A 26,924-nucleotide genomic window follows, 5' to 3' on the forward strand; every position below is an offset into this window, starting at 1 on the left:
GAATTGCCTTCGATTTTCGCAGTGAAAACAGCGGTTTCTGCATCTGCGAAACGTCGGTTTTCCGTTTGAAGTCAGAGCATTGCCATACCGCCGTTCACGTGAAGTGTGGTGCCCGTCACGTAGGCTGCCTCCGGGCTTGCCAAATATAGAACGGCCGCTGCGATCTCTTCCGGTGTCCCCATCCGTCCCGAAGGAATCTGTGTCAGGATGGCAGATTTCTGATCGTCGGTCAGCTTGTCGGTCATGGCCGTTTCAATGAACCCCGGAGCCACCGCGTTAACGGTGATTCCGCGGCTTGCGACCTCGTAGGCCAGCGATTTGGACATGCCGACCATGCCCGCCTTGGCGGCGGCGTAGTTGCCCTGCCCCGGGTTTCCGGTTGCGCCCACCACCGACGAGATGTTGATGATCCGCCCCCAGCGGGCCTTCATCATCCCGCGCAGCACGCCCTTGCACAGGCGGAAGGTCGAGGTCAGGTTGACGTCAATGACACTTTGCCATTCCTCGTCCGACATCCGCATGAAGAGGTTGTCGCGCGTGATGCCCGCGTTGTTGACGAGTATGTCGAGGCCACCCATCGCTTCGACCGCCTGTTTGGGCAGGGCTGTCACGGCCTCGGCATCACTCAGGTTGCAAGGCAGCACATGGGCGCGGTCGCCAAGCTCTGCAGCCAGCGCGTCGAGCGGTTCGGTGCGCGTGCCGGACAGCCCGACGGTTGCGCCGGCCTGATGAAGATGCCACGCGATGGCACCTCCGATACCGCCTGATGCGCCTGTGACCAGAGCGGTCTTGCCGGTCAAATCGAACATGGTGGGGTCCTCTTCATGATTTCTTCACCGAGCGCTGACAGAAAATTCGTACGAATTTTCTGGGCGCTCTCCAGTAAATTCTGTTGCGCGTCAGGCGGCCTCGGTGGCGGCTTTCACGTCCTCCGCCGTGCCCACGGCGCGCGTGGTCGCGGCGCGGTCGATGCGGCGCACCATACCGATCAGGGCCTTGCCTGCTCCGATCTCCCAGAACTCATCGACTCCTTGCTGCATCATCCAACTGACGGATTCCCGCCAACGCACCGCACCGGTGATTTGCTGGACAAGCAATCCCCGGATGGTCGACGGATCACTCACCGCCTCGGCCACCACGTTCGCGACCACGGGAACAGCGGGTTCCCCGATCTCGACACGGTCAAGCACGGTTGCCATGACATCCGCTGCAGGCGCCATCAGGGCGCAGTGGAACGGGGCGCTAACGGGCAACATCACCGCGCGTTTCGCGCCCGCGTTTTTCGCGAGATCGACCGCACGTTCGACCGCCGCCTTGTGGCCCGAGACCACCACCTGGCCGGGGTCGTTGTCATTTGCCGCAGCGCACACATCTCCGGCGCAGGCCTGTGCCGCCACCGATTGCACCGTCTCAAGATCGAGGCCAAGGATGGCCGCCATTGCCCCTTCGCCAGCCGGGACCGCCTTTTGCATCGCCATCCCGCGCGCGCGCAACAACCGTGCCGCATCCGCCACCGAAAGCGCCCCTGCGGCGGTCAGGGCGGAATATTCCCCCAGCGAGTGTCCCGCGACATAGGCAGCGGAGGTGATCGCGATACCTTCGGCCTCCAAGGCGCGCAGCGCGGCGATCGAAGTCGCCATCAGTGCGGGTTGCGCGTTCTGGGTCAGGGTCAGCGTCTCCAGGTCGCCCTCCCAGATCAGCGCGCTCAGCTTTTCGCCCAGCGCCTCATCGACCTCGTCGAACACGGCCTGCGCCGCCGGATAAGCGTCGGCCAGGTCTTTCCCCATGCCAATGGTTTGCGCCCCCTGCCCGGGAAAAAGGAAAGCTCGGCTCATCTGGCGTCTCCGTCTCTGGTCTTCTGTCCTTGGGAAGCCCTTACATTTTGCACCGATCCGACGCAACGTCCGCGCAGGCTTTCTGTGCATCTGCGAAGATTGCGCTGCGGGGGCGATGGCTTAGGTGTTCGGCCAAGTCGTTGAAAGGAAGACACACTCCATGCCCGTATCCAATACCACCGCGCAATATGGTTCTGTCGCCAAGGTCTTTCACTGGCTGACGGCGCTTGGCATCTTTCTTGTCATCCCGCTCGGGATCATTGCAAACGACTTGCCCTATGACACGGCAGAGGAACTGGCGCAGAAGGCGTGGCTCTTCTCACTGCACAAGACGGTGGGCATCACCATCTTCTTCGTCGCCCTTGCCCGCATCGTCTGGGCGCTGACGCAGCCCAAACCCGCAGCCTTGCACCCCGATCGCAAGGAAGAGTCGCTGGCGGCTGAAACCGTACATTGGTTGCTCTATGGCTCTCTGGTGCTTGTACCGCTCTCGGGTTGGGTGCACCACGCCGCTACGGAAGGCTTTGCGCCGATCTGGTGGCCCTTCGGACAAAACCTGCCGCTGGTTCCCGAAAGCAACACCGTCGCCGAGGCTGCCGCCGGTCTCCACATTGTGTTTGAACGGGTTCTGATCCTTTCACTGCTGTTGCACATTGCGGGGGCGGTTAAACATGCTGTCATAGACAAGGACGGCACCCTGTCCCGCATGTGGTTCGGCGCAGGAAAAGCCGAAGGCAAAGAGGCACCCCGCAAGCATGGCCTGCCTGCCGCCCTCGCCATCGTGATCTGGGCCGCGGCGCTTGGCATCGGTGGGACGCTGGGCGTCTACCAAAAGGGCTCTGTCGCGGCTGCAGTTGCGCTGCAGGAAGTGGAAAGCGACTGGCAAGTGCGGGACGGCACGCTCGCTATCACCGTGCAACAAATGGGATCGGCAGTGCGCGGCGAGTTCGCCACTTGGACCGCACAGATTGCGTTTGACGACACGGTCACGGAAGGGGTCGCGGGCAACGTCACCGTCGAGGTGGCCATTGCGTCACTGTCGCTCGGGTCCGTGACCAATCAGGCGATGGGTGCGGATTACTTCAACGCGGAGGCTTTCCCAACCGCGCAATTCACCGCTGATATCCTCAACACGGCAGATGGCTACGTCGCCGAAGGGACGCTTGCCCTGAAGGGCGTCGAGCAGCCGATCACCCTGCCCTTCGAGCTGACGCTCGACGGACCCTTGGCGACGATGGAAGGCAGCACGACGCTCAACCGCCAGAATTACGGCATCGGCGACGGCATGACGGATGAAAACCAGCTGGCCTTTGATGTGGTGGTGAACGTTGCACTCACGGCGCAGCGGGGCGAGTGATCTGCACAACCGGTCACTTCTTGCCCACTGAGCCGCCCAGTTCTTGCAGATCGCTGTGTTCGGCCACCGTCCAAGGCAGACCGTCATTGCGGAAGATGCGCTTGCCCTGCCGCGGATAGTCACCCACGTCATGGGCCAACCTTTCCCCCACGACCAGACAGCGCAGCGTCTCGTCCCCGGTGTTGCGGATCGAATGCGCCAGCCCGCCCTTCCGGTAGCCGAGAAAATCGCCCGGACCGATGGGGTGCGCCTCGTCCCCGAGATACGCGGTTGCGTGTCCACTAAGAACATAGACGCATTCGTCCTCGTGGTGATGCAGATGGTGCTCGGTCGTCTCATGGCCCGGGGCGACCTCGACAAGGTGAACGCCAATCCCTGTCAGACCGGTGGCATCGCCCAGCGACTTGTTCAGGCGTTTCGCATTGGCGTTCAGAAAATGCGTCTTGTCGGTACCCGGCATCGCCGCGATGTCGGACTGTTTGAGGATATACGGTGTCTCGCCCATTCGTTGTAACCTTCTGCGGTGGTGGTGACAGGAGCAAGCCCGATCCGATCACCGGATGCAACACACCGCACGGACCGGCAGGCTTTTGCCTTCGCGCAAAAAAAATCCCCGGGCGTGATCGACCGGGGATTTCCGTGAGTGGTGGTTTATCGGGTGTGCGTCAGCTCGCGTCTTCCATCACCTTGGAGGCTTCGATGGAAATCTGGATGTCGACCTCATCGCTCACGAAGGGGGCGAAATTGCCGACGTTGAAGTCGCTGCGCAGGATGGTCGTCGTGGCGTCGAAACCGGCCCAGGGCTGGTTCGCCATCGGGTGTTCGCTTGCCTGGTTCAAGGTCGCTGCGAGGGTGACCGGGCGCGTCACTTCGTTCAGCGTGAGATCGCCGGTGATGTTGGCGGTATTGTCGCCGGTCACTTCGATGGACGTGGACGTGAAGGTCACCATCTCGTCTTCACCTGCGCCGAAGAAATCTTCGGACATGAAATGGTTGAAGCGCGCTTCCCAGCCGGTGAACATGGAACGAACCGGGAAAGACACGGTCACAGTCGAATTGGCCGGGTTGTCCTGATCGAAGCTGATCTCGCCGTCAAAGCCCGAGAACATGCCCCAGGTCGTGGAGTATCCAAGGTGATCGTAGGAGAAAAGAATTTGGCTGTGGCTGGCGTCGAAGACATAGGCTTCCGGTTCGGCCTGGGCCGCGAAGGGTGCGGCGACCAGCGCTGCAGCGAGGAAAGTCTTTTTCATGGGTCCGTCCTGTTTAAGGTTGCGATGCTTTGAAATTGTCTCAGCCCGCAATGATCTCAACTGGCGGAAATCCCACAGTTTCTGTGTTCAAATGAACATAAGCGGCGATTTGCCGATGTGCCGTGCGGAATTGTCAGCGTCGGCCCACAAAGCACAGGCCCGCAATGCCCATGACAACAATCGACAGCGCCAGACCCAGGATGCGGGCCTCGGGCAGCGCGTCCTGCACGGCAATCCAGATACCGGGTACGGCGATCAGGCAAGCCACCCCGAACAACCGCCGCGTCCACCGGGACACCGATCTTGCCGGACGGGCATTTCCGAAAAACGGATCGTTGAACTCAACCATGTCTCACTCCTCACAGCGCCGGAATTGTCTCCGACTTGCAAACAGTGTGTTTTCAGAATGGGACAAGGTTACGACACCGACGGGACTGTTGCGTGCCAATCAGAGGGCGAAAATACGGCGCCGAACTCAGATGACGGGTTTGAGCCCCTATTGACCGATGCTGTGCATCGCATGAACGGCCGTGAAGCGCTGAGCGTCGACTTTTTTGCTAGGGCCTAAACAACGCCGTGAAATGGGCTTCGTGATACTGCAGTCGCAGTCTTTGTCGACGCGATTCACTTCACGCCACATTTGCGCCTTTCTCCAACGCAAAGAGTCCAAGTAATCTAGATGGTTCAAAAGACTGGAAAAATCAGCATATTGTTTAAGGCATCAATAACCGCGGCGGTATTTGCCAGATCCTGCATAATGCTATCGACGGTCACGCAATCACGACTCAAACCTACGGTTGCACATCCGACCCCAACCAATTCAACCCCACCTCCAATATGGAATTCTATATGTGGCATATCCATTCTATCGTCTCGGTCTTGCAGAGTATGGACATCACAGGTTGCCTTATAGCACTTTGCATACAGATAGCGCCCTGTAACCAATGGCCGGTTCGACAGGAATTCCTGAATGTCTGTAATGCGATCGCCATTTAACTTATAACGATGTGTCACGCGCCGGAAATGGTCATTATATTCCTCAAGAAATTCCGTCGGGGGTGCGCTAGGGTCCAACACAAGATCAGTTTCTGAACTGACCCGATCATACAATTGCGCGCCAAGCAAATTCTGGCGCTTGGTTGTGCCGAGCCATATCACCTTCTCGATCATTAGATCGCGCCGCCTGTCCGCGCCGAGGCCCAGTTCGCTGAAAAGTTCGTCAGTCAAATGAAGCACCTCAAAACGACGTCCGGCGTAGTATCGGCGCAAAAGGCGGCCATTGCCGTCAAATTGGTCGGCTTTTCGTGGGTGCCCCCATCCCGATGCGATAGGATGGCCCAGCTCATTCAGAGGCACATACAAGCGAGCGCGGCGCTCAGAAGGTGTGTCGTACATACCTGGCTCTAACTGGATCGTGAAGAAATCCATCGGCAAGGTGTTGCAATCAACCTCCATACACAGGCGCGTCCAAGACTGATTGCGTTCAGCCAGTGTAGGTGCCCAGTCTAGTTTTTCGGGACTGGACGGCTGATCGGGCAGAGCAAGTAAAAGCGTCACCGCCCACATACACACAGCGCCAAGCAAAATTGATCGCCAAAACAAAATCACTGAACAGCTCCATTCGATCTGTCAGCCATCGTCAAATAGTTTTCTGGCTTGAGCATGGCAGGTTTGCGGAAACAATAGTCAGTTCAAGCATAGCTGTTTTCGTGAATGCTGTGCCAAGCAAGAGCTGCCGGTAAGCACGCAAAGCGGTCTCTGTGTACAGGGATCAAAAGGCGGTTTCGTCCCGCAAAGCGACAAATGATAGTGCACCGCCATGCCATGTATGTGCCGCTACCGAACGAGTGTGTGATTGGCTGTCTGATAGCTCGCGACGGAGTCGGGCAATTCTGAGATCCCAAGGCCCGGCGCGGCTGAGATCTTCATTACTCCGCGTGTCTCCGTGTCGCCCCAGGGCGCAAAGGCATCACGCAGCGGGTTGGGATTTACGTCCACCTCCAAAAAGCCATCCCCGCCTGCCGCCGCCAGAAGATGGGCCGAGGCGATCAGGCCGATGCCGCCGCCAAGGAAATGTGGGCAAAAGCGCAGCCCGCTCTGGCGGATCGCTTGTGCGACCTGCCAGCAGCCTGACAGGCCGCCCCATTTTGCGATATCCGGTTGCAGGACGCTGAAGACGTCTGAGCCAATCGCGTCGCTGAACCCGCCAAGGCCGGTAATGTTCTCGCCCCCGGCCAAAGGCACATGTGCTGCCTTACGCAACGCCTGCCAGTCGGGCAGAGGCGCGTCCGCGGGTAATGGCTCTTCCAGCCAGCCAAGGGGCAAGTCGGTGGTCCGGTCGAGAAAGTCTTTCGCCGCGCTGAAATCCCACGCCTGATTGGCGTCGGCACAAAGCGTGTCGCCCTCCTTCAGACCGTCAAACGCTGCGCTTAGCAGGGCGACATCGCGGTCCGCGTCGAACCCGACCTTCACCTTGAAGGCCGAAAACCCGGCGGCGCGGCTTGCCGGGATTTCCGTTGCGGCCTGCGCGATGGCGATGCCGCTGGCGTAGCAGGGCACCTCGGGCGCGGCGTCCGGGTTCAGGAACCGGGCGACCGACACGTCGGCACGACGGGCCAGCAGATCGACATAGGCCGTATCCAGCCCCGCGATCACCTGTCGGAACGGCCCCCATTCCCCGCATTGCAGCGCGCGGATATGGGTCTTCCGGGTGAGCGTGTCGAAGAGGCCCGTCAGACCATTGAAGCTCTGACTGATCAGCAGGTCGGCAAAGTCCTCTGCCACCAGCCGCGCGCGGTGTTCGGCTCCGGCGGCGGGCCAGTTGGCGAAGATCTCACCAAAGCCGAACGCGCCGTCGCTGTCCTCCAAACGCACGAACACTGCAGGGCGGTTGGTCATCACGCCAAAGGACGTGGCTACTGGCGTGTCGATGGGAGCGCGATAGGCCGAGACGTCGATGCGGGTCAGAGTGATAGGCATGGGCCAAGAGGATCAGAGCGCGCAGCGGTCGGCAAGGTTTGATATGCCTGTCGCGCATGCGTCAGGCACACGTCCGCGCCCGTCCCACGGCGGGCGCTGAGCGCTGATATGGCCTTTCAGAGCTGCATGCGGAACAGCGCAAAGCCGTCGTCGTTGGTCCCGGCCTCTTCCAAAGTCATGCCCTGTAGCTCGCTGGCGTATTTCGCGCCCGACGGTCCGGTCTCGAAGATCACCGACGTGCCCTCCATCGGCTTGAACCGCCAGTTGAAATCGGCGCGGGGGCTAACGGTGCCTTGCTCCACGATAAAACGCACGATCACGTCGCGGTTGGTGTCGGGACCTTCGAAGACAATGGTGTCGCCCGTGCCCGGGAAACTGCCTCCGCCACCCGCGCGATAGTTGTTGGTGGCGATGATGAACTCGGCGTTCGGGTCGAGCGGCGCGCCATTGTAGCTCAGGTTCACGATACGGTTGGCGTCCGGGTTGATGACTGCCCCGTCGCGGTCGAACTTCGATGGCTGACTGAGGTCGATCTCGTAGGTGACTCCATCGATCACGTCGAAATTGTAGCTCGGGAAATTGGCGTTCAAGAGCGGCGCGTCGGCAGCCCCGGCCTCGACCTGGTTGAACATGCCGGCCGAGCGTTCGAGCCAATCTTTCACCTGCGCGCCCGTCACGCGCACGGCGCGCACCGTGTTCGGGTAGAGGTAGAGGTCCGCCACATTCTTGATGGCGACATCGCCGACCGGCACATCGGTGTAGTAGTCGGGGCCGCCCCGGCCTCCCGCTTTGAAGGGTGCGGCGGCCGACAGGATCGGAAGGCCCTCATGCGGCGTGCCTTGCATCATTTGTTCGATATACCAACGCTGGGCGTTCGATACGATCTGCACCGACGGGTCGTCCGCCACCAGCGCGAAATAGCTGTGCAGCGCGGCGTCGGTCTTGCCTACCGCGCGGCGGACATAGGCGAGTGTTTCTTCATGGTCCTGCGCGGTTGCCTCGAGCACGGGCTGGAAATCCTCGACCAGTGCCGTGATCGAGCGATCTTCATTGCGCTGGTAGATCGGGCGCGCCTCAGAGGTGTGGCTGACCACGCGCCAGCCACCGCCGTCACGTTCGAGCAGGAGATCGACCAGCCCCATATGGCTTCCCCAGAATCCGGCCATGACCCCCGGCTTGCCGCCGATGGTGCCCGCGTCAACGTCGAGACCCGGTGTCTCGGCATAGGTGGAAGAGGGGAAGACGAGGTGCGAATGCCCCGACAGGATCACGTCGATCCCGTCGACCCCGGCCAGCGGGATCGAGGCGTTCTCCATCATGTCCTCGGCTTCTGCCGCACCGATGCCGGAATGGGACAGCGCGATGATGATATCGGCCCCTTCCTCGCGCATTTGCGGGACGTAGGCGCGCGCGGTCTCGAGGATATCCCGCGCGGTGACATTGCCTTCGAGGTGGCGACGGTCCCAGGTCATGATCTGCGGTGGCACAAAGCCAATCAGACCGACGCGGATCGGATGCGCCTCGCCTGCGCCATCGACCAGCATCCGGTCGAGGATCGCGTAAGGCGGAACGAGTGTGTCGTCCTCGCGCGGCGTGGCGCCAGCCGTCTTGGCGACATTCGCGGTGACAACGGGGAAGGACGCGCCTGCAAGCGCCTTCATCAGGAAGTCGAGTCCGTAGTTGAATTCGTGGTTGCCCAGCGTCGAGCCTTCAAACCCCAACACGTTCATCGCAGTGATGATCGGGTGCATATCACCCTCCTTCATTCCGCGCTCGTAGGCGATGTAGTCGCCCATCGGATTGCCCTGAAGGAAGTCGCCATTGTCGAGCAGGAGGGAATTCCCCGCTTCGGCACGGATGCCTTCGACAATGGACGCGACGCGGCTCAGGCCGACCCGGTCGCTCGGTCTGTCGGCGTAGTAGTCATACGGATGCACGTGGACGTGAAGGTCCGTTGTCTCCATGATCCGCAAATGCGCTTGATTGGTGGACGCCTGGACGGCGTATGGATGCAGCGCGATGAAACCCGCCGTAGAGGCCAGGAATCCGCGACGATTGAGTTCGATCGGCATGGTGAGTCCCCCTGTTGGAATAGAACAAGGGTACTGCCGAATAGTCTCGGTCACATAGCAATTTCATCACGCTGGCATGAAACCGCGCTGCTCGATGCGTTGGGGCTGAAAAATCGTGCCGCTGTTTTTTGGGCAAGAGCCTGGACCTTGCGCGGCCTGAAGTCCTTGGGTCTTCGCCCGTGAACAATATTAACTGGTCCAGAGGACCGGAAAAGCAGGTGACGTCACCTCAGTTGAGTGGACATCCTCTCCCCTATGCAGAACCGACAAAGCGGCTCCGAACCTGTGCCCCTGACGAGGCCTATGAAACGCGTCTCTCATGGTCTGAACGCACCATGCGTCCGCAGAGAGAGGGTGGTCACTTGGGGTGCTCCATCGACAGACGAAACGGGTATCGGATCCAATGCGGCGGAGTATTGGACCGAATGGTTATCGTGGAAGAAACACGGCGTGCGGTCTTCGAAAAATTGCGCATGCCCTTGATGTTTTCTTGAGAGCTTAAGACAGCCGAAACAAGCCACCTGACAATGGGTCAACGGCGCAACAACACCTCGACTCGTCTGTTTTTTTGGCGCCCGATAGGGTTGTCGCGGCCCTCTGGGGTCACGTTTGGCGCGACTGGGGCGCCTTCACCAAGGCTTTCTGTCTTTAGCCGTCCGTCGTCTATCCCAAACCGTTGCGTCAAAGCCTGCGCCACCGCATCCGCACGGCGTTGACCAAGCTGGAGGTTGTAGCTTTCATCGCCTTTGGAATCCGTGTGCCCCCGAATAAGAATGTCCGCCGGTTGCTCTTCCATGATTATTTTGGCGAGCACACGCAGGCTCGGTAAGGCCGATGCCCGCAATACGGATTTGTCGAAGTCGAACAGAATGTCGCCTGGCATCGCCATCAAGAGCCCTTGAGGCGTTTCGGTCAGCGAGAACTGGCTCTCGTCAAGTGTTGCCAGTGTCGTGCCCGACGGCGCGGCGTCGGATAGAACTATGACGGATTTGGGAACGGGAATCGTCGTTGATGTGGAAGTCGGAACCGGAGTGAAAACACCAGAACTTGTCAGTTTTTTTTTGACCCTTCGGAAAAGGTGCCTTCGGGGAGAGCGATCGTGATTTCAAACCGAGGTGTGTGCGAGTTTTCGGATGAACTGCCAGCATCATCGTTGAGGACAAAAGTCACGTTATCAGTCTCTGGCAAGCGCCCCAAGAAAACAAGCTCACCCTCGAGTTTGGTCATCGCTGGAAGCTCAAACCGTTCGTTGTCCTCTGGCGGTGAGAGGAACAACCGTGTGCCATCTTCACTTGCAATGAAGCTGTCGTTCCTTCTGCTCAGCAAGCGGATTTCGCGTTTGAAGCCGTTGATCACCTGCACAGAAACCACTGTTTCCGATAGTCCGGCCTGCACGCTGCTGACTTGGAGAATTACTCCATTGGGGTGGGTTTGCTGGAGATCGACAAGGATTGGATTGCCGTCCGCAGCCAATGTTTGTGCTTGTACCTGTGCGCCTGCAAGGAGTGACAGAACCAGCGGCACAATCAGTTTAAACATCGGTCGAGCCTTCCCTTGAATCCGAGGAAAATATTAGGCCAATTCTCAAAATTTCCTAGCTATCGTCTCGCGAAGCAGCGTTTGAAGGCGTTTTTTGGCTCATTGAAGGGGTGCGGCAAGCTCTGAATAAAAGGGCACTCTGACAATGCGTAATTCGCGACCTTGGCTTCGTCTTCTAGGTGATGAGCGGGGAATGCGCCTTGAAAGGCGCTTGCCGCTATTCCCCTGACGTCCAGTTCGCGCGGATACGCCGTCCCGTCTCCGGCGTGATCACCAAGGGAGGCATGTGCACGTAACCGTTTTCCGTTTGAACAGACACAACGTCATCCGCGGCATTCCGTGCGCGAGTGGCGCTGGGATGACCATGGAAAGCAAGACCTCCGTGATCGTCATTGTGAAGGCCACAGCAGTGGATCAATTCGTGAAACGCGATCACCAACCGCACGGGACGTCCCAAGGCGCGCATCTGGGAATATTGCCCGGGCGTGGATGGAAGAAAGACGTGGGCCATTTCCATGCGGCCACCAATCGAAAAAGTCCGCGTGTTGCCAGCGCTTGCATTTCCGCGCAGGTTCACCGTGGTTGTCGTGCCGGCAAAAGAGGTCGACCGCGTGCCGTCGACGTTCCAAACGATGACGTTGGCCTGGTCCTCTGCGGCCTCGTCGACAAAGCTCACGCCCAGAGTTCCGCGCGTACTTATGCTGTTGAACTCGGTCATCGCGTCGGCCACGACACTGCGCCAGTCCCCAACAAGTGAATCCGTGCAATGAATTTTCAATCGACCGGACGCACGAACAGTGTCTTTCCAAGGTGTAGGCATCGGCATAACCCCCTGCGCGGCGCAGAGACGAGCATACCACAAGTTTGGGCTTTCAGGTAATCGACGTGAACAGACGCGCCCGCGTGTTGAAACAAAAAAACGCCCCGCCGAGGGGGGCGGGGCGTTGTATGTTTCGAAAGGAGGCGCGATCAGTCGTCGTCGCTGTCCAGCTTTTCGTCCAGCTCGGCTTTTTCCTGAACGGCGGGTTCGCCGGTCTGCTGTTCGACTTCGGTCTCCAGCTCGTCAAGCTGGGCGGCACCGATATCGTCGAATAGCTCTTGGATTTCGAACTCGGCCTGCGCTTCTTCTTCTGCGGCCAGTTCCTGAATGGACTTGCCAGAGGCCTGAAGTTCGGCTTCCTCGGGCGAACGAGCCACGTTCAACTCGATGGTGACCATCACCTCGGGGTGCAGGTGCACCTCGACCTCGTGCAGACCAAGCGTCTTGATCGGCTGACGAATGATGACCTGCTTGCGGTCGATGGTGTAACCTTCGGCAGTGGCCGTCTCTGCCGCGTCACGGGTGGTGACGGAGCCGTAGAGGTTGCCGCCGTCGGAGGCCTGACGAATCACGATGAACTGCTGTCCCCCAAGACGGTCGGCCATGGCTTCGGCCTCTTTCTTGGTCTCCAGGTTCTGCGCTTCGAGCTGAGCTTTCTGGTTTTCGAACGACGCGATGTTCTCTTTCGACGCGGTCAGCGCCTTGCCCTGCAGGAGCAGGTAGTTGCGCGCGAAGCCGGGCTTTACGTCGACGACGTCGCCCATCTGGCCCAACTTGGCCACGCGTTCCAGAAGGATAACTTGCATGTCAGTCTCTCCTTACTTCACTGCGTAGGGCAGCAGGGCGAGGAAGCGGGCGCGCTTGATTGCGCGGGCCAGCTCACGCTGTTTCTTGGCCGACACGGCCGTGATACGCGACGGCACGATCTTGCCGCGCTCAGAGATGTAGCGCTGCAGCAGCTTGGTGTCTTTGTAGTCGATCTTGGGTGCGTTGTCGCCCGAGAAGGGGCACACCTTGCGACGGCGGAAAAATGGTTTTGCAGCCATGGTTTAGCGTCCTTTCTTCAGGCGATCAATTACGACGTTCGCGGCGGTCGCCACGTTCGTCTCTCTTTTGCATCTGAACCGACGGACCTTCTTCGTGTTCGTCGACCTTGATGGTCAGAACCCGCATCACGTCGTCATGCAGCCGCATCAGGCGTTCCATCTCCTGCACGGCCTCTGCCGGGGCATCGGTGCGCAGATAGGCGTAGTGGCCCTTGCGGTTCTTGTTGATCTTGTAGGCCATCGTCTTGACGCCCCAGTACTCCTGTTCGACCAGCTTGCCGCCGTTGTCGGACAGGACCGTACCGAAATGTTCGATGAGACCTTCAGCCTGCGCGTTGGACAAATCCTGGCGCGAGATAAAAACATGCTCGTAAAGCGGCATGTGCACTCCGTTTCTGTTCTGGCGCATTTCAAAGGACAGGCGGTTGACCCTTTCGCACCTGCCCACGAGAGACTGCGCGGTAAAATCGTCTTGCGAAAGGAAGCGCCCGTATACACGGAATGTGCGGGGGATCAAGCCAAAGTGACGGTGCCCCGAGCGGCGCGGTGGTCGATGCCCGCGCTGCGTGACCTTCAGGCCGTTCAATTAAGCGTAAGAAGATAGAACGAAGCGCCGGATTTCGGCGTAAGCCTCGTCAGGTTTGTCAGCGATCACACCATGACCGCATTTTGAATACTTGACGTATGTCAAGTTGTCCCGCGAAAGACCCGCCGCGATTTCTTCACTGAAGACGGGCGGAGTGATGGGATCTTCGTCACCCACAAGCAACAGCGTCGAGCACTCAATCCGGCGGGGGTCCGATCGAAAGTCCATGCGCCCATGTTCATTTTTGGGCCCTTTGAACCAAAGCGCAGTTTCGTTTCGCCAAAGAATGCGGGTTTGCCAGTCAGACGAAACAGACTGATCATAATTGTAGAGTGGCACACAGCGATCACGGTAGAGGGCCCTACCCTCGGTTGTCGGGGCTTCCCAATAGGCTTTCGCTATATCGCGCATTTCGCTACCGCCGAGGCGCTGGAAGGCTTGGTACACGCTTTCGAATTCAACTTTCGCCGCAGTGCTGATGAGGACCAGTCCTGCAGCGTTTCTACGATACCGCGTAGCATAGGAAAGGGTTACAAATCCGCCGAAGGAAGTGCCAATAACGATAGGTTTCTCGATGCCAAGCTCATCACAGAGACCTTTGAGATCATCACCCCAATGCGCAAGATTCTAGGTCGACTCATCGCATAACTGGCTGCGTCCATTTCCCCGGTGGTCATTGTAAATGACCTGAGCAACATCAGTAAGCTGCGAAAAATCGGACTTGGATACAGTGTGATCAGCACCAGGGCCTCCATGAACCATGATCACAGTTGGCTTCTGACGCATCGACGGGCTATCAGGCGGCAGGCGGGGATGGGCTCTTGGAGGTTGACATCAATCCGAACCCTCTGCGGGATGCCTTTGCGCCATGGGGCAACACGGAGACACGCGGAGAAATGAAGATCTCAGCCGCGCCGGGCCTTGGGATCTCAGAATTGCCCGACGCCATCGCGAGCTATCAGACAGCCAACCACACACTCGTTCGGTAGGGACTGAAACGTGGCGTTCGCTGTGCATTTTCTTGTCGCGTGGCGGACATAGTGGCCGGTCGCTGCGTCCGCGCCAATGTCCCCTATTTGAGGCGCAAGTCTTTTGGGTTTTGTCGAACGACCAAAGCGACGCGCCACGCGTGGGCAACTCTACTCGCTACGAAAAAGAAAGGCGAAAGGACTCCATGTTCTTTGGCCTTTCGATCCGACAGGACGCGTTGCGCAGGAAAGTGTCCGTGGGATGCCGCCGAAATCAGGAACCGTTCGGCTTTGTCTGCTTCGCCACGATCTGCCATCGTCCGATAGACATAGTAGCCCATTGCAGGATCACCGGCATCTTCCAGCCAGCCGACAACTTTGTGTACGGTGGGTATGTCTTCTGCAGCCAAGGACAGCATGACCACCTCTCGCAGAACCGCGTTCAGGTCTCCGAACCTCGACGTGATCAACACGTTGCGCCTTTGGATCAGTTCGTCGTGATCGCCCGCAAAACTGCGCAAGCCTGCCCGGCCATATTCCAAGAGGGTCGCCAGGTCCCATGCCTCAATTTCCTCTTCGGTTGGGAGTCGTGTTGGCATGACAAACCTCTCGAAAAGCTCCGACCTCTAAATGTGCCACCTTGCCGATCAGCAATCTTCAGCTTCAAAAAGTCTAAAGTTGACGGGACTTTATGACAACGCCGGCATCGCCAAGACAACATTGGCTGCAATAGGACAGTCTTGCAAAACAAGGTTCACAGCGGCCGGACACAGTGACCACTTTCAAACAAAGAAGGCCGCCCACCGGGGCGGCCTTCTTTGAATTCGTATGATGCGACGCTTACTCGTCGTCCTCAAGCGCCTCGACCGCCTTCTGCAGATCGTCTTTGGAGACCTCTTTCTCGGTCACCGTCGCCTGCTCGGCGACGTGATCGACGACCTTGTCTTCGAAGATCGGCGCGCGGAGTTGCTGTTGCATCTGCTGGTTCTGGCGCACGAAGTCGAAGAACGCGCGCTCCTGACCCGGGTATTGGCGGGCCTGGTTCATGATGGCTTGAGTCATCTCCGCATCAGTTACTTCGATCTCGGCCTTCTGACCCAGTTCGGCCAGCAACAGACCCAGTTTCACGCGGCGCTCGGCGAGTTTGGTGTGCTCGTCCGTCGGCTCGACCTCGGGGTGATCGTGACCTTGCACGTCCGGGTTGTCTTCGTGCCAGAGCTGATGCGCGATCTGCTTGGCCTCGGCTTCGACGAGCGACGGCGGCAGGTCGACGGACACTTTCTCGTCCAACTGATCGAGCAAGTCGCGCTTCATGACCTGACGGGCGGCACCCGCGTATTCGGCCTCGAGGCGCTCGGCAATCTGGGTCTTCAGCGCGGCCAGGTCTTCGGCCCCGAACTTCGTCGCCAACTCATCGTTGATCTCGGCTGCGACGGGTTCTTTGACGGCTTTCACGGTGCATTCGAACACTGCCGCCTTGCCCTTGAGGTTTTCTGCGCCGTAATCGTCCGGGAAGGACACTTCGACGTTCTTTTCCTCACCGGCCTTCACGCCGACGAGCTGCTCCTCGAAGCCCGGGATGAACGAGCCGGAGCCCAGCACAAGCGGATAGTCCTCTGCGGCACCGCCGTCAAAGGCCTCGCCATCCACTTTGCCGAGGAAGTCGATCACAACCTGATCGCCGTCCTTCGCCTTGGCGTTCTTCTTGCGGTCTTTGAAATCCTGCGCGGTTTCGGCGAGGTTCTGAAGCGCTTCGTCCACCTCGGCGTCACCCGCCTTGACCACCATTTTTTCCAGCTTCAGCGCCGACAGGTCGACCTCGGGCATCTCGGGCAGCTTTTCGTAGTTCATCTCGACCTGGATGTCGTCGCCCTCTTTCCAGTCCTCGTTGGTCATCTTGACCTCGGGCTGGAGCGCCGGGCGGTCACCCGAGTCCTCGAAATGCTTCGACATCGCGCCGTCGATGGTTTCCTGCATCGCCTCGCCCAAAAGGCGCTGGCCGAATTGCTTTTTCAGAAGCGGCATCGGCACCTTGCCTTTGCGGAAACCTTTCATCTCGATGTCCGGCTGCGCTTCTTTCAGCTTGTCATTCACCTTTGCGTCCAGTTCCTCCGCCGAAACGGTGATCGAATAGCCGCGCTTGAGGCCCTCGTTGAGGGTTTCTGTGACCTGCATGTCGTCCTTATCCATTGCATAGGGGCCGCGGAGGCGTCCGCGGCGGTCAAAATCTGCGCCCTTCTATTGAGCGCCCCCCAGCTGTGCAAGGCGGATATGCCGGTCACGGGCGTGAAAACATGAAAAAACCGGCCCCACGCGGGGCCGGCCTTTGGAATGAACTGCGCTTAGATATCTGCGAGCACACGGTCCACGGTTTTACGGACCTCGTCCTTCGATTTGCCAAGCTTCTGTTCCAGCTTGCCGATCATCTGTTCGCGATCGCCCTTGGCTTCTTCGATGTCGTCGTCAGTCAGATCACCGTAGGCTTCACGCAGGCGGCCTTTGATCTCGGTCCATTTGCCGGAAATGCGATCCTTATCCATATCTGTCTCCTTCTTCGGTGTTGAGCACGGTTGTGTCCGTGCGGGAATTGCCGCGTCCGTTGATCCTCAGGCGTCAGTCAACGCGTCGGACAGTGCGGCCTCGATATCTTCGATCGGATGGTTCGTGAGCACTTTCGGCACGTCGAGGATGACCCTGTCGGCCACCTCTTTGTGCATCTCGTTTCTGAGTTCCGAGAGGACCACGCGGCTGGCCACGATGGCCAAGGCGTCGAAAGCACCCTTGTGAGCGTAACCGTATAACCGATCCGAGAGCTCCTTCGCGAACCGTTCCTTCTCAAGCTCGTGCCAGTCGGTGTCATCAACGGCTGAGCGTTGGACGCCCGGACCGTCATTAAACCGGCCGGGCCGGTTTTCGGCCCAGTCCTGCGCTTTCGGATTGTCCTGCTCGTCTTTGCGCAGCACGTCGAGGTTCATGTCCTGTTCGTCGCCGCGGTTGACAAGAAAGAGCGCTTTCTCGCCATCTGCGATGAGCACCCATGCGCCTGCGGGCAGTCCTGGCAAACGCTTAGTCATTGTCGGCCTCGTCTTTTTCCATCGATTTGGTGACGCGTGTCGCACCTGCGGGACGCTCTGCACTGCGCTTCAGCTCATCCTGGGTGCCGACGTCGCGAGGCAGACGCCCGCCGGTGCGACCGGATTGCGCTATGGCGCCCTCGGCTCCTAGGGTCTCCTCAGTTTCCTTCCGACCATCTTTAGATCGAGCACGTTCAGGCATATTTTTTCTCCTCTGCGGTAAGTGGCGCGTGTCGGCCAAGATCGGCTTCGACAAGCGCGAGATTGCGGCGGTTGGCCTTGAAGAAGAGGTCAAAGGCATCACCGATGACAGGCACGCCACCCAAAACAAAGTCAGCCGCTGCATTCGCGCCCATCCGGATCAGCGTCCGCTTGCGAACACCGAGGCGGTAGGCTTCGACGATCATGAGAGCGGCAGGTCCAACTGTGATCAGATCACCGAGCCCCGGCACGAGGCCGAGAACCGAGTCCCAGCCGAAGCGAATGCGCGTGCCCGGAATGCGAAATTGACTGTCCAGGCGACGCGCCAATGTTTGCATACGCGCCAAGCGGCGGTCCTTTTCGGATGCAGTGAGTGGCGCAGGCATTGGGCCCCTTTCCAGCGTTCCTTGCGGCGTCGAGGCTCTGGACCTGCGTGAGCAGGCCTCGACACATGCCAAGTTAGCAGGTCAACGCAGCGGTGGCGCGGTCCGTTCCAAAGTTATGTGGTAACGCGCGGTACAGATGAGAAGCGGTTGACGGCCGTCCGCGAGCTCTCCGTCGTGAACAGATGCGGCACGGTCCGTGGACACATGAGCGCGTTTTGCAGTGCTGCCGATCATGACAAGGAGAGTCATGGTGCGGGTGAAGGGACTTGAACCCCCACGCCTTGCGGCGCCAGAACCTAAATCTGGTGCGTCTACCAATTCCGCCACACCCGCATCGAGCGCGTCTCTAGCAAACCTGCGCGACAGAGGCGAGTGGATTTTTGCCCAAGAATTTACTGGGGAGCGTCAAGAATCTTCGTACGAAGATTCTTAGGTCGCGAGGGTTGAGAAAACCTTAGGCAGCATGTCGGGGAGGTCTTCTGCGATCAGCCCCGGTCCAAATTGCAGAGCCGCCTCGCAATGGAGCCACACCGCCGCCTCAACAACGCAGAAGAGATCAGGCGAGGTCGGCATCGCCGCAAGACCAGCGATCAAACCGGCCAGAACATCCCCTGCCCCAGCGGTAGCCAGCCACGGCACAGAACGAGGTCCAGTGGCGCTGTGCACGCTCGCCCCGCCACCGGGTTGCGCGATCACCGTGTCGACGCCTTTCAGCAGGACGATGCACCCCGCGCGGTCCGCAGCGATACGCACCGCATCGACCTTGGACAGATCGCCGCGCTCGGCTTGGGACAGGTCCGGGAACAGCCGGGCGAATTCTCCTTCGTGTGGCGTCAGCACCGTGCGAGCATGGGTATCTGCAAAAAGCGTCGCCGGGTTCTCCTCGAAAGAGATCAACGCATCGGCGTCAAGCACGATAGCGGTCTCGCGCCAGGCCCGATCACCGCCGGAATGGGCCAAAGCGGCCCGAACAAATGCGCGTGTACCAGGTCCGACCCCCATTCCGGGGCCAAGACAAAGGGCCGTGACGCGATCATCCGCGATCTGGCGAAACGCGTCCGCATCGGCGCAAGGGCGCAACATGACGGCATTCAGGTGACAAGCGTTTTCCTGCAACGCGTCCGGTGGACAAAGCAGCGTCACCAATCCCGCCCCAGCGCGCAGGGCAGTTCGGGCTGCCATCCGCCCCGCGCCGCCGCGACCCGGACCACCGGACAGGACCATCACATGTCCAAAGTCGTATTTGTGCCCGCCAACCTCCTTGGCGACGCAGGACCCTGGCCAGAAGCGGGTCGGCAGCGGTTTCTGCACAAAAATCGGATCGATCAGCCGAACGCGCTCTCGGTCCGGTGGGAGCCCGATCATGCTGCGCTCGGTGGCATCTTCACCGGTCAGACCAATGTCCACCACCTCCACCGTTCCGCAAACCGCTGGCCCCATGCCGATCTTGTGGCCGAGTTTCAGGCTGTGAAAGGCGACGGTCAGATCGGCGCAATTCATTTTGGGTACGAACAAAGCGTCTTCATCTTCGTCCTTGTCCGGCTGCGGCAACATCCCTGTGTCGAGGTTCAGGCCGGATGGGCAATCGATGGCGAGACGCCGTATCTTGTGGCTACCGCGCCACTTCCGCATGACTTCCGCGTCCAAAGCGTCCGCCAAGGCATCGGGGAGCGGCCGGGTGAGACCGGTGCCGAACACCGCATCCACGAAGAGGTCCGGTTTTCCGCAGGCGCGCATCGCGTCGTGGTCCAGCGGTGTCACGGTACCCTGCTCTGTCCACAGGTCATGATTGATCTTGGCGTCTGGTGGCAGCTTTTCCGCATCTCCGAATAGAAAAACGTCTATGTCCCAGCCTCGGTCTTTCAACCGCCGCGCGATGACGAAACCGTCGCCGCCATTGTTGCCCGGGCCGCAGAGGATCATGGCGCGATGTGCGCCCGTGGCCAGCTCGGGCCACCGCGCCAGCGCCGCCGCAACAGCGCCCCGCCCTGCCCGCTCCATCAGCTGCAATCCGGTGACCACCCCCGAGTCGATTTCGGCCAGTTCAATCGCGCGCATCTGCGCCGAGGTGAGCAATTCCGTCACTCAAAACACTCCCATAGATTCAATTTTGCCCTAAATTAAGGCAAACTGCATAATTTTTAGGCAACTCGTTTCAATCCACCAAACCGCCCCGGTTCTGTGCAGTCTAGTCGATTGTCGCCCTCGAACAGAAGTGGTCTCACCACCTCACTGCTGGAGCGAGGGACCTGCCATGAAAAAAATCGAAGCGATCATCAAGCCATTCAAACTTGATGAAGTCAAAGAAGCGCTGCAAGACGCAGGCATTCAGGGTCTCAGCGTTGTGGAAGTGAAAGGCTTTGGTCGCCAGAAAGGCCACACAGAGCTCTACCGCGGAGCCGAATATGTCGTTGATTTTCTGCCCAAAGTGAAAATCGAAGTGGTGCTCGACGACGATCAGGTCGACGGCGCTATCGCAGCGATCGTCGACGCAGCCAAGACCGACAAGATCGGCGACGGCAAAATCTTCGTCTCCCCCGTGGAGCAGGCCATCCGCATCCGCACCGGTGAGACCGGGTCCGACGCAATCTGACCCGACATCTATCACACAATTATACACTATCAGTGAAAGGGAACGAGAGAATGAGCACTGAAGCGCTTCTCAAAATGATTAAGGACGAAGATGTCGCTTACGTGGACATCCGGTTCACCGATCCACGTGGCAAACTCCAGCACGTGACGGTGATGGCCGACCAGGTGGACGAGGATTTCCTCGACGAAGGGTTCATGTTCGACGGCTCCTCCATTGCGGGTTGGAAGTCCATTGAAGCGTCCGACATGAAGCTCATGCCCGACACTGAGAGTGCCTATCTCGATCCGTTCTATGCCGAAAAGACCGTCTGCGTGCACTGCTCGGTTGTCGAGCCGGACACCGGCGAGGCCTACGAGCGCGACCCCCGTGGTACCGCCGAAAAGGCCGAAGCGTATCTGAAGTCCTCCGGCATCGGTGACGTCGCCTATTTTGGCCCGGAAGCGGAATTCTTCCTGTTCGACGACGTGCGCTTCTCGAACTCGATCAACAAGGTGTCCTACGAAGTCGACGCGCTGGACGCGTCCTGGAACACAGACACCGAATACGAAATGGGCAACACGGGCCACCGTCCGGGCGTCAAGGGCGGCTACTTCCCCGTGAACCCGATCGACGACGGTCAGGACATTCGCTCTGAGATGCTGTCCACGATGAAGCGTCTGGGCATGAAGGTCGACAAGCACCACCACGAGGTGGCGTCGTGCCAGCACGAGCTGGGCCTGATCTTCGACAGCCTGACCAAGCAGGCGGACGAGCTCCAGAAATACAAGTACGTCATCCACAATGTGGCACAGGCCTACGGCAAGTCGGCGACCTTCATGCCGAAGCCGATCTACGGCGACAACGGCACCGGCATGCACTGCAACATGTCGATCTGGAAAGACGGTAAGCCGCTCTTTGCGGGCGACAAGTACGCGGACCTGTCGCAGGAGGCTCTTTACTTCATCGGCGGCATCCTGAAGCACGCGAAAACGCTGAACGCCTTCACCAACCCGTCGACCAACTCTTACAAGCGACTGATCCCGGGCTTCGAAGCGCCAGTTCTGCGTGCCTATTCCGCGCGTAACCGGTCTGGCTGTGTCCGTATTCCGTGGACCGAAAGCCCGAAGGCCAAGCGCGTCGAGGCCCGCTTCCCCGATCCGTCGGCGAACCCGTATCTCTGCTTCGCGGCACTCCTGATGGCCGGTCTCGACGGCATCAAGAACAAGATCGATCCGGGCGAAGCCATGGACAAGAACCTCTACGATCTGCCGGCGGAAGAACTGGAAAGCATTCCGACCGTCTGTGGGTCGCTGCGCGAAGCGATCGACTGCCTGAAGGCCGATCACGACTTCCTGCTGGCTGGCGACGTGTTCACCAAGGACCAGATCGACGGCTATATCGAGCTGAAGATGGAAGAGATCGAACTCTACGAGCACACGCCGCACCCCGTCGAGTTCGGCATGTACTACAGCTGCTAATCCAGCACGGCGATCGCTGACGCCGAGAGAGACAAAAGGGCACCCCGACGGGTGCCCTTTTTTTGCTGCAAAGTGCCGTGCCGTATCCCGCAGCCGTCACGGCCCACAAATCGCCATTGTTGTGTCCATCGCGCGCCGCATCCGTTTGCGAGTCAGAAGCATCGCCTGGAACTTGGGCGTCGGTTGTAAGACACGAGCCACGGGATAGACCGATGAACGCTGATTTCGAACGTCGCATCGCGCGCCTTCAAGCAAAGGCCGAAGCAGAGATCCCGCAACCGGTCGCTGCGTCGAGGCGCCAGAGCGACATGCCGCGCGAATCAAGCGAAGCTCCCAAGCGAAATCTGCTCAAAGCGGTGGCTTTGGGGGCGTTCCTGATCATTCTGATCCCAACCCTGGCCATTCTCGGGACGATTTTTTTCTCGGAGAACGGTGACACGCTTTTGCAGATCATCGCGCATCTGGCATCGTGATCGCTGCGTCAACGGTCCGATTTTTGCCGCAAAGGCAACCCTGAATTATATTTAATTTCAAACAGTTAATGACCTGGCGCGAGCCTGAGGACGCATCGACTTTTGTGACAAACGGCCTTCCCCTGACCCGAAACTCCGCACGAGTTCGTCAAAAAAAGCACCAAGTTTACGTTTCCGTCAAATTGTCACCCGATTTCGAACACATTCTCACAGCAGAAGGTATTACGAAATAGTTAATCTGCACCTGAGAGGTTGTGAAATGTCTCGACAAGAAGTCACTGCAATCAGTCTGGTCACGCCGAAGACCCGCGATCATGTTGTTCGGTCCCTTATTCCCAATGTCGGTCGCGCCCTGGCCAGCCAGCGCGCCACCTATCACCGTCTGCCGCTGACCGGTGACAGCATCGACTGGGTCGTGAACGGCTCGGATGAGCTGACCGTGGCGCTTGATGATAGCAAGGATGACTGTGTGATCCTTGTTGCATCGCGCGGTGCAGAGACAGAAGACTGCACAACCCGCCTTGCCAATGTCGCCGCTGATCTGTGCCGTGATTTCGACGCCCACACAGTATTCTTGAACGGCGCGCAACAGCCAATTCCGGCAGCCGACTTCATCAACGCGGGCGACGCCGCGCAGGCTCGTGGTGCCAATCGCAGCCGGATCATTCCGCGCAAGGTACGCGTTGCCACCTCTCGTCGCCGCGAAGAGCGTGCGCGTCTGGCCAAGCAGGACAATCTGACGATGGCCGCGATGCGTTCACATTTGCTGAAGGCAAACTCAGAAGAATTCGAGCACCTTGAACTGGAAGAGCGTCGCGCGAAATCTGCGCCGCTGCGCCTGTCGGCATGGGCGATGTCGTTCTCGACCGCGTTGATCGCCGCACCGCTGGCGATCCCTTTGCTGGTTCACAATCTGGTGCGCGGTGAAGATGTGAAATCCGGTGCGATGGCACTTGGTGTGGCCGGGCTTTACGCCGCTTTGGCCCATACGGGCATGGCGCCTGGTCTGACCGAGCTTCTCTAGAACTCGTTTCGGATGCTGCGGAATGGCGGCCGTTCCTCGCGGAGCGGCCGTCAAGCGCTTGCCGATCACACGATATTTGCTAACGTCTGCCCCAACTGTTTTCGAGTTGGAGTGTTTCATTATGCGTCGCCTGATCGCTGCCGCCTGCCTTGTCGCCTGCACCACCCTGCCCGCTGCGGCGGCCCAGTGCATCACCAGCAAAAATGCCTTCAGCCAGTACAAGCAGACGCTGGCACGACAGGCATCTGCGGCGGGGGTCGGGCAACGCGGATTGTCGGCGCTGCAGAACGCCCAGTTGTCGAACATCACCTGGCGATTTGAATCGAACCCCAGTAACCAGACCGGGACATTGCAGGGCGACCCAGCGCGTTTCCTGGCGAAGCGGTCCGGCAGTTCGGCGGACGCCTTCATCAACCAGACCCGCCGCAAGATCGCGAACAATCCGAACACCTTCGCCGCGTTGGAGCGCAATTTCGGCGTTCCGGCCTCCATCCTTGCGACGATCTGGGGATTGGAAACCAGCTGGGGCGGATATCTTGGTGGCACGTCGGTCGTGGACGGGGCGGTCACGCTGTCCTCCTACTGCCGACGCCATCCCCGGTTCGAGCCGCACGCCATTGCGGCGTTGCAGATGGTGGATCAGGGGATCCTCTCACCTTCGACCAAGGGTGGACCCTCGGGTGAGTTGGGGCATATGCAATTCCTTGCCGGGAACTGGATGCGCTACCGCGTCGACGGCAATGGCGACGGCCGGGCAGACCCGTATAACGCGGTCGATGCGCTGGCGACGGCAGCGAACATGCTGCGCCAGAACGGCTGGCAGGCGGGGCAACCCTACGGCGAAGGGACGCGCAATTTCAACGTGTTGTCGGTCTGGAATGACAGCGGCAACTACTTGCGAGCCATCGTCTATTCCGCTCAGCGCGCGGGCAGCTGATCCGCAGGTGCAAACGCAGTCGCAACGGCCGCGCGTGGGATGACGAACGTGTGGATGGTGAAAAGCACGCCGCCGCTTTTCGGCAAGCGCCAGATCACCTGCCGTTCGCTCCGCAAGTAGGGGGCCGAGGTCTTGTCAGTCAGCTCGCGAGGGGTGTCGGACGAGCGCGGCTGGTGCAACTCCGGATCCGCGTACCAAAGTGCGTTGAACCGCCAGATCGCACGACCCGGCCGCACACCGTCGAACAGGCGTTGCACCCGTCGCGCGAGTTGGGCGTCGTAGTCTGGCACGGGCATGTGGATATGCGTTAGCGGATGTCCGATCTTTTCTGACAATCGCCAACTGGCCGGAAAACACAGCACCGCGCCGGTCAGGACGTGTTCATCGCCGCGCTTTTCCAAAAGGCAGACGTCTTCCTGCAGGATACGGCCCAACGTACGAAACGGCTCCGCGCGGTCGATGGGAACTGAGCGGCCATCGGGGCAAAGCACGGTGTCCTCCGCAATGCGGAATCCACTGGGCAAATGTGCGAGAACCTCGCTTAGCATCTCGCCCAGCGCCGCCTGTGACGGGGCATCCGTCGCCAAAACGTCATCTGCGCGCGTCGCCAAAAACGCTTCGCGATGCGCCATCTGGCCCGCGTAGGCGTCATCCACGATGAACCACGGATCGTCGCCGATCGGCGCAACGCCGGGCAGCGGACGCGGCGCAAAGACGTCGTACGGAAGAGCGGTCTGAAAGATCATGAAGTCGGCTTAGCAAGCTTTCCGGGTCAGCGAAACCGCAGGTCATCGCGATGCAGCGCCGCGCCATCGAGTAGCTTTCAGCGAGGTTTGATTGCGGGCGTGCAAACGGGAGGCAAACGGGTTTCTGGTGCGATGCACAGAAAACGGGCGCTTTTGATCATGCGCCGTGTCGCAAACTGGCATGAGCGCGGGCGCGGCACAGGTCAATTTGCAGGTCAGGCCTTGGAAGTCCTGCCCATGAACACGCATTTCCGCGACACGCGCAAAATCGACCCTAACCGCGGGGCGGTGACCGGCGACAACACCCCGAACGATCAGGACCGGATCGAGATCGGACCCACCCAACTTGCTTACGCGGAATGGGCGGCGGCGGGATTGGACCTTCCCGATCTGCAAGAGATGCGCCGCTACCGGTGGTCTCGATTGACGCAGCACATCGTGGACCGGGGGTATGGGGGGCTTTTACTGTTCGATCCGTTGAACATCCGCTACGCGACCGACAGCACCAACATGCAGCTCTGGAACACGCACAACCCGTTCCGCGCGGTCCTGCTCTGTGCCGATGGTTACATGGTGATGTGGGATTACAAGAACTCGCCTTTCCTGAGCAGTTTCAATCCCTTGGTCCGCGAACAACGCTCTGGCGCGTCGATGTTCTATTTCGCGAACGGCGACCGCAGTGATCTTGCTGCAGAGGCGTTTGTCGGAGAGATCGCAGATCTGATCCGGGACCACGGTGGCGGCAACAGGCGACTGGCCGTCGACAAGATCATGATCGCCGGATACCGCGCACTGACATCGGTCGGGTTCGAGGTGATGGAAGGCGAAGAGGTCACCGAGAAGGCCCGCGCGGTCAAGTGCCCGGACGAGATCAAGGCGATGCGCTGTGCGTCCCACGCCTGCGAAGCGGCGATGGTCGAGATGGAGCGCTTTGCGCGGCGCGAGGTGCCGCAAGGGCAGACTTCGGAAGACGACATCTGGGCCGTCCTGCACGCGGAAAACATCAAGCGCGGCGGCGAATGGATCGAGACGCGATTGCTGACATCTGGCCCGCGCACCAACCCGTGGTTCCAGGAATGCGGTGGCCGGATCGTGCAGAACAACGAAATCGTGGCCTTCGACACAGACTTGGTCGGCAGCTATGGCATTTGCGTTGATATCAGCCGGACGTGGTGGATCGGAGATCAGCGGCCGCGCCCCGACATGATCGACGCGATGAAACACGGGGTCGACCATATCATGTCCAATATGGAGATGCTGAAGCCCGGCGTCATGATCCCCGAACTGACCGCAAACACACATGTGCTGCGGCCAGAGTTCCAAAAAGGCAAATACAGCTGCCTTATGCACGGGGTTGGTCTGTGTGACGAATGGCCTTTGGTCGCCTATCCTGATCAAGCGGTGCCGGGGGCGTTCGATTACCCGCTTGAGGCTGGAATGACACTCTGCGTCGAGGCCTTGATCAGCCCCGAAGGCGGTGACTTTTCGATCAAGCTTGAGGATCAGGTTCTGGTCACCGAAGACGGGTTCGAAAACCTCACCAAATACCCGTTCGATCCGGCGTTGATGGGTGAATGAGTT

At 59.5% G+C, this 26,924-nt stretch carries 30 protein-coding genes, 1 tRNA gene and 1 pseudogene; 8 read left to right on the top strand and 24 right to left on the bottom strand.

Annotated features, from left to right (window positions below; genetic code table 11):
- Positions 1-71 precede the first annotated feature (71 nt).
- Positions 72-809 carry a 3-oxoacyl-ACP reductase FabG gene (fabG, locus tag BUA42_RS13810; protein ID WP_072778753.1) on the bottom strand — a complete coding sequence of 246 codons (738 nt, stop codon included), beginning with the start codon at positions 807-809 and terminating at the stop codon, positions 72-74.
- A gap of 90 nt (positions 810-899) precedes the next feature.
- Entirely contained in the window at positions 900-1,835 is a 936-nt protein-coding gene (fabD, locus tag BUA42_RS13815) for an ACP S-malonyltransferase (RefSeq protein ID WP_072778755.1), read from the bottom strand.
- Between the two features lie 160 nt (positions 1,836-1,995).
- On the opposite strand from fabD, the gene BUA42_RS13820 reads away from it, so the two are divergent.
- On the top strand, positions 1,996-3,192 hold the full coding sequence (locus tag BUA42_RS13820; RefSeq protein ID WP_072778757.1) for a cytochrome b/b6 domain-containing protein: 1,197 nt from the start codon (positions 1,996-1,998) through the stop codon (positions 3,190-3,192).
- Between the two features lie 13 nt (positions 3,193-3,205).
- Here the strand turns inward: BUA42_RS13820 and BUA42_RS13825 are convergent, their stop codons facing one another.
- The 13 genes and pseudogenes from BUA42_RS13825 to BUA42_RS13885 all read right to left on the bottom strand — a co-directional run.
- Complete coding sequence (locus tag BUA42_RS13825; protein ID WP_072778758.1) at positions 3,206-3,697, bottom strand: cupin domain-containing protein; 492 nt, start codon at positions 3,695-3,697, stop codon at positions 3,206-3,208.
- Between the two features lie 160 nt (positions 3,698-3,857).
- Complete coding sequence (locus BUA42_RS13830) at positions 3,858-4,442, bottom strand: YceI family protein (protein ID WP_072778760.1); 585 nt, start codon at positions 4,440-4,442, stop codon at positions 3,858-3,860.
- Positions 4,443-4,575: 133 nt separating this feature from the next.
- Positions 4,576-4,791: a hypothetical protein gene (locus tag BUA42_RS13835; protein ID WP_072778761.1), complete on the bottom strand. Its 216-nt coding sequence runs from the start codon at positions 4,789-4,791 to the stop codon at positions 4,576-4,578.
- A gap of 335 nt (positions 4,792-5,126) precedes the next feature.
- Positions 5,127-6,050 (bottom strand): hypothetical protein, encoded by a 924-nt coding sequence (locus tag BUA42_RS13840; RefSeq protein WP_178346908.1) that lies wholly within the window; start codon positions 6,048-6,050, stop codon positions 5,127-5,129.
- A gap of 228 nt (positions 6,051-6,278) precedes the next feature.
- Positions 6,279-7,421, bottom strand: coding sequence for a mandelate racemase/muconate lactonizing enzyme family protein (locus BUA42_RS13845; RefSeq protein ID WP_072778764.1), 1,143 nt, complete (start codon positions 7,419-7,421; stop codon positions 6,279-6,281).
- Positions 7,422-7,537: 116 nt separating this feature from the next.
- Positions 7,538-9,493 carry a bifunctional 2',3'-cyclic-nucleotide 2'-phosphodiesterase/3'-nucleotidase gene (locus BUA42_RS13850; RefSeq protein ID WP_072778766.1) on the bottom strand — a complete coding sequence of 652 codons (1,956 nt, stop codon included), beginning with the start codon at positions 9,491-9,493 and terminating at the stop codon, positions 7,538-7,540.
- Positions 9,494-10,025: 532 nt separating this feature from the next.
- Positions 10,026-10,376 carry an OmpA family protein gene (locus BUA42_RS13855; protein WP_218588636.1) on the bottom strand — a complete coding sequence of 117 codons (351 nt, stop codon included), beginning with the start codon at positions 10,374-10,376 and terminating at the stop codon, positions 10,026-10,028.
- A 167-nt stretch (positions 10,377-10,543) separates the two neighbouring features.
- A complete protein-coding gene (locus BUA42_RS13860) occupies positions 10,544-11,032 on the bottom strand; it encodes a hypothetical protein (RefSeq protein ID WP_072778769.1) in 489 nt (162 codons plus the stop codon).
- Positions 11,033-11,249: 217 nt separating this feature from the next.
- A complete protein-coding gene (locus tag BUA42_RS13865; protein ID WP_072778770.1) occupies positions 11,250-11,810 on the bottom strand; it encodes a hypothetical protein in 561 nt (186 codons plus the stop codon).
- Positions 11,811-12,001: 191 nt separating this feature from the next.
- Positions 12,002-12,658 carry a 50S ribosomal protein L9 gene (rplI, locus tag BUA42_RS13870; protein ID WP_072778772.1) on the bottom strand — a complete coding sequence of 219 codons (657 nt, stop codon included), beginning with the start codon at positions 12,656-12,658 and terminating at the stop codon, positions 12,002-12,004.
- 12 nt (positions 12,659-12,670) lie between these two features.
- Complete coding sequence (gene rpsR / locus BUA42_RS13875; RefSeq protein ID WP_008328567.1) at positions 12,671-12,898, bottom strand: 30S ribosomal protein S18; 228 nt, start codon at positions 12,896-12,898, stop codon at positions 12,671-12,673.
- Between the two features lie 25 nt (positions 12,899-12,923).
- On the bottom strand, positions 12,924-13,280 hold the full coding sequence (gene rpsF / locus BUA42_RS13880) for a 30S ribosomal protein S6 (RefSeq protein WP_072778773.1): 357 nt from the start codon (positions 13,278-13,280) through the stop codon (positions 12,924-12,926).
- A gap of 204 nt (positions 13,281-13,484) precedes the next feature.
- Positions 13,485-14,090, bottom strand: a pseudogene (locus BUA42_RS13885) (alpha/beta fold hydrolase); the annotation flags it as partial.
- 164 nt (positions 14,091-14,254) lie between these two features.
- Between BUA42_RS13885 and BUA42_RS20850 the strand changes: the two are divergent.
- Entirely contained in the window at positions 14,255-14,473 is a 219-nt protein-coding gene (locus BUA42_RS20850; protein ID WP_084066235.1) for a hypothetical protein, read from the top strand.
- Positions 14,474-14,556: 83 nt separating this feature from the next.
- On the opposite strand, the gene BUA42_RS13890 is transcribed toward BUA42_RS20850, so the two are convergent.
- From BUA42_RS13890 to BUA42_RS13925, 8 genes are all read right to left on the bottom strand, one after another.
- A complete protein-coding gene (locus tag BUA42_RS13890) occupies positions 14,557-15,051 on the bottom strand; it encodes a hypothetical protein (protein ID WP_072778774.1) in 495 nt (164 codons plus the stop codon).
- 241 nt (positions 15,052-15,292) lie between these two features.
- A complete protein-coding gene (tig, locus tag BUA42_RS13895; RefSeq protein ID WP_072779330.1) occupies positions 15,293-16,627 on the bottom strand; it encodes a trigger factor in 1,335 nt (444 codons plus the stop codon).
- A gap of 167 nt (positions 16,628-16,794) precedes the next feature.
- The gene (locus BUA42_RS13900) at positions 16,795-16,992 is read right to left on the bottom strand and encodes a CsbD family protein (RefSeq protein ID WP_072778776.1); all 198 of its coding nucleotides are present in this window, start codon (positions 16,990-16,992) and stop codon (positions 16,795-16,797) included.
- Between the two features lie 66 nt (positions 16,993-17,058).
- Positions 17,059-17,526: a baeRF12 domain-containing protein gene (locus BUA42_RS13905; RefSeq protein ID WP_072778777.1), complete on the bottom strand. Its 468-nt coding sequence runs from the start codon at positions 17,524-17,526 to the stop codon at positions 17,059-17,061.
- On the bottom strand, positions 17,519-17,728 hold the full coding sequence (locus tag BUA42_RS13910) for a hypothetical protein (RefSeq protein WP_072778779.1): 210 nt from the start codon (positions 17,726-17,728) through the stop codon (positions 17,519-17,521). Before BUA42_RS13910 ends, BUA42_RS13905 begins: the two co-directional genes overlap by 8 nt.
- Positions 17,721-18,113 (bottom strand): DUF4112 domain-containing protein, encoded by a 393-nt coding sequence (locus BUA42_RS13915; protein ID WP_072778781.1) that lies wholly within the window; start codon positions 18,111-18,113, stop codon positions 17,721-17,723. Before BUA42_RS13915 ends, BUA42_RS13910 begins: the two co-directional genes overlap by 8 nt.
- Before the next feature lie 248 nt (positions 18,114-18,361).
- Positions 18,362-18,446 (bottom strand) — tRNA-Leu (locus BUA42_RS13920).
- Between the two features lie 96 nt (positions 18,447-18,542).
- On the bottom strand, positions 18,543-20,198 hold the full coding sequence (locus BUA42_RS13925) for a bifunctional ADP-dependent NAD(P)H-hydrate dehydratase/NAD(P)H-hydrate epimerase (RefSeq protein ID WP_072778783.1): 1,656 nt from the start codon (positions 20,196-20,198) through the stop codon (positions 18,543-18,545).
- A gap of 169 nt (positions 20,199-20,367) precedes the next feature.
- Here BUA42_RS13925 and BUA42_RS13930 point away from each other — a divergent pair, with 169 nt between their 5' ends.
- From BUA42_RS13930 to BUA42_RS13950, 5 genes are all read left to right on the top strand, one after another.
- Complete coding sequence (locus BUA42_RS13930) at positions 20,368-20,706, top strand: P-II family nitrogen regulator (protein WP_072778785.1); 339 nt, start codon at positions 20,368-20,370, stop codon at positions 20,704-20,706.
- A 50-nt stretch (positions 20,707-20,756) separates the two neighbouring features.
- Positions 20,757-22,163 (top strand): type I glutamate--ammonia ligase, encoded by a 1,407-nt coding sequence (gene glnA, locus BUA42_RS13935; protein ID WP_072778787.1) that lies wholly within the window; start codon positions 20,757-20,759, stop codon positions 22,161-22,163.
- Between the two features lie 212 nt (positions 22,164-22,375).
- The gene (locus BUA42_RS13940) at positions 22,376-22,636 is read left to right on the top strand and encodes a hypothetical protein (protein WP_072778789.1); all 261 of its coding nucleotides are present in this window, start codon (positions 22,376-22,378) and stop codon (positions 22,634-22,636) included.
- Positions 22,637-22,895: 259 nt separating this feature from the next.
- On the top strand, positions 22,896-23,660 hold the full coding sequence (locus BUA42_RS13945) for a hypothetical protein (protein WP_072778791.1): 765 nt from the start codon (positions 22,896-22,898) through the stop codon (positions 23,658-23,660).
- A gap of 121 nt (positions 23,661-23,781) precedes the next feature.
- Positions 23,782-24,597, top strand: a complete 816-nt coding sequence (locus BUA42_RS13950; protein ID WP_072778793.1) for a lytic murein transglycosylase — start codon at positions 23,782-23,784, stop codon at positions 24,595-24,597.
- Here BUA42_RS13950 and BUA42_RS13955 read toward each other — a convergent pair.
- On the bottom strand, positions 24,579-25,343 hold the full coding sequence (locus tag BUA42_RS13955; protein WP_072778795.1) for a heme-dependent oxidative N-demethylase family protein: 765 nt from the start codon (positions 25,341-25,343) through the stop codon (positions 24,579-24,581). The genes BUA42_RS13950 and BUA42_RS13955 overlap by 19 nt on opposite strands.
- A 237-nt stretch (positions 25,344-25,580) precedes the next feature.
- Here BUA42_RS13955 and dddP point away from each other — a divergent pair, with 237 nt between their 5' ends.
- Positions 25,581-26,921 (top strand): dimethylsulfonioproprionate lyase DddP, encoded by a 1,341-nt coding sequence (gene dddP, locus BUA42_RS13960; RefSeq protein ID WP_072779331.1) that lies wholly within the window; start codon positions 25,581-25,583, stop codon positions 26,919-26,921.
- Positions 26,922-26,924 lie beyond the last annotated feature (3 nt).

It is taken from the genome of Marivita hallyeonensis (assembly GCF_900129875.1).
In the GTDB taxonomy this organism is placed as follows: Bacteria; Pseudomonadota; Alphaproteobacteria; order Rhodobacterales; family Rhodobacteraceae; genus Marivita; species Marivita hallyeonensis.

Coding starts and splice junctions, on each gene's coding strand:
- fabG (WP_072778753.1), bottom strand. CDS start 809: ATGTTCGATTTGACCGGCAAGACCGCTCTGGTCACAGGCGCATCAGGC.
- fabD (WP_072778755.1), bottom strand. CDS start 1,835: ATGAGCCGAGCTTTCCTTTTTCCCGGGCAGGGGGCGCAAACCATTGGC.
- BUA42_RS13820 (WP_072778757.1), top strand. CDS start 1,996: ATGCCCGTATCCAATACCACCGCGCAATATGGTTCTGTCGCCAAGGTC.
- BUA42_RS13825 (WP_072778758.1), bottom strand. CDS start 3,697: ATGGGCGAGACACCGTATATCCTCAAACAGTCCGACATCGCGGCGATG.
- BUA42_RS13830 (WP_072778760.1), bottom strand. CDS start 4,442: ATGAAAAAGACTTTCCTCGCTGCAGCGCTGGTCGCCGCACCCTTCGCG.
- BUA42_RS13835 (WP_072778761.1), bottom strand. CDS start 4,791: ATGGTTGAGTTCAACGATCCGTTTTTCGGAAATGCCCGTCCGGCAAGA.
- BUA42_RS13845 (WP_072778764.1), bottom strand. CDS start 7,421: ATGCCTATCACTCTGACCCGCATCGACGTCTCGGCCTATCGCGCTCCC.
- BUA42_RS13850 (WP_072778766.1), bottom strand. CDS start 9,493: ATGCCGATCGAACTCAATCGTCGCGGATTCCTGGCCTCTACGGCGGGT.
- BUA42_RS13855 (WP_218588636.1), bottom strand. CDS start 10,376: ATGCCAGGCGACATTCTGTTCGACTTCGACAAATCCGTATTGCGGGCA.
- BUA42_RS13860 (WP_072778769.1), bottom strand. CDS start 11,032: ATGTTTAAACTGATTGTGCCGCTGGTTCTGTCACTCCTTGCAGGCGCA.
- rplI (WP_072778772.1), bottom strand. CDS start 12,658: ATGCAAGTTATCCTTCTGGAACGCGTGGCCAAGTTGGGCCAGATGGGC.
- rpsR (WP_008328567.1), bottom strand. CDS start 12,898: ATGGCTGCAAAACCATTTTTCCGCCGTCGCAAGGTGTGCCCCTTCTCG.
- rpsF (WP_072778773.1), bottom strand. CDS start 13,280: ATGCCGCTTTACGAGCATGTTTTTATCTCGCGCCAGGATTTGTCCAAC.
- BUA42_RS13890 (WP_072778774.1), bottom strand. CDS start 15,051: ATGCCAACACGACTCCCAACCGAAGAGGAAATTGAGGCATGGGACCTG.
- tig (WP_072779330.1), bottom strand. CDS start 16,627: ATGCAGGTCACAGAAACCCTCAACGAGGGCCTCAAGCGCGGCTATTCG.
- BUA42_RS13900 (WP_072778776.1), bottom strand. CDS start 16,992: ATGGATAAGGATCGCATTTCCGGCAAATGGACCGAGATCAAAGGCCGC.
- BUA42_RS13905 (WP_072778777.1), bottom strand. CDS start 17,526: ATGACTAAGCGTTTGCCAGGACTGCCCGCAGGCGCATGGGTGCTCATC.
- BUA42_RS13910 (WP_072778779.1), bottom strand. CDS start 17,728: ATGCCTGAACGTGCTCGATCTAAAGATGGTCGGAAGGAAACTGAGGAG.
- BUA42_RS13915 (WP_072778781.1), bottom strand. CDS start 18,113: ATGCCTGCGCCACTCACTGCATCCGAAAAGGACCGCCGCTTGGCGCGT.
- BUA42_RS13930 (WP_072778785.1), top strand. CDS start 20,368: ATGAAAAAAATCGAAGCGATCATCAAGCCATTCAAACTTGATGAAGTC.
- glnA (WP_072778787.1), top strand. CDS start 20,757: ATGAGCACTGAAGCGCTTCTCAAAATGATTAAGGACGAAGATGTCGCT.
- BUA42_RS13940 (WP_072778789.1), top strand. CDS start 22,376: ATGAACGCTGATTTCGAACGTCGCATCGCGCGCCTTCAAGCAAAGGCC.
- BUA42_RS13945 (WP_072778791.1), top strand. CDS start 22,896: ATGTCTCGACAAGAAGTCACTGCAATCAGTCTGGTCACGCCGAAGACC.
- BUA42_RS13950 (WP_072778793.1), top strand. CDS start 23,782: ATGCGTCGCCTGATCGCTGCCGCCTGCCTTGTCGCCTGCACCACCCTG.
- BUA42_RS13955 (WP_072778795.1), bottom strand. CDS start 25,343: ATGATCTTTCAGACCGCTCTTCCGTACGACGTCTTTGCGCCGCGTCCG.
- dddP (WP_072779331.1), top strand. CDS start 25,581: ATGAACACGCATTTCCGCGACACGCGCAAAATCGACCCTAACCGCGGG.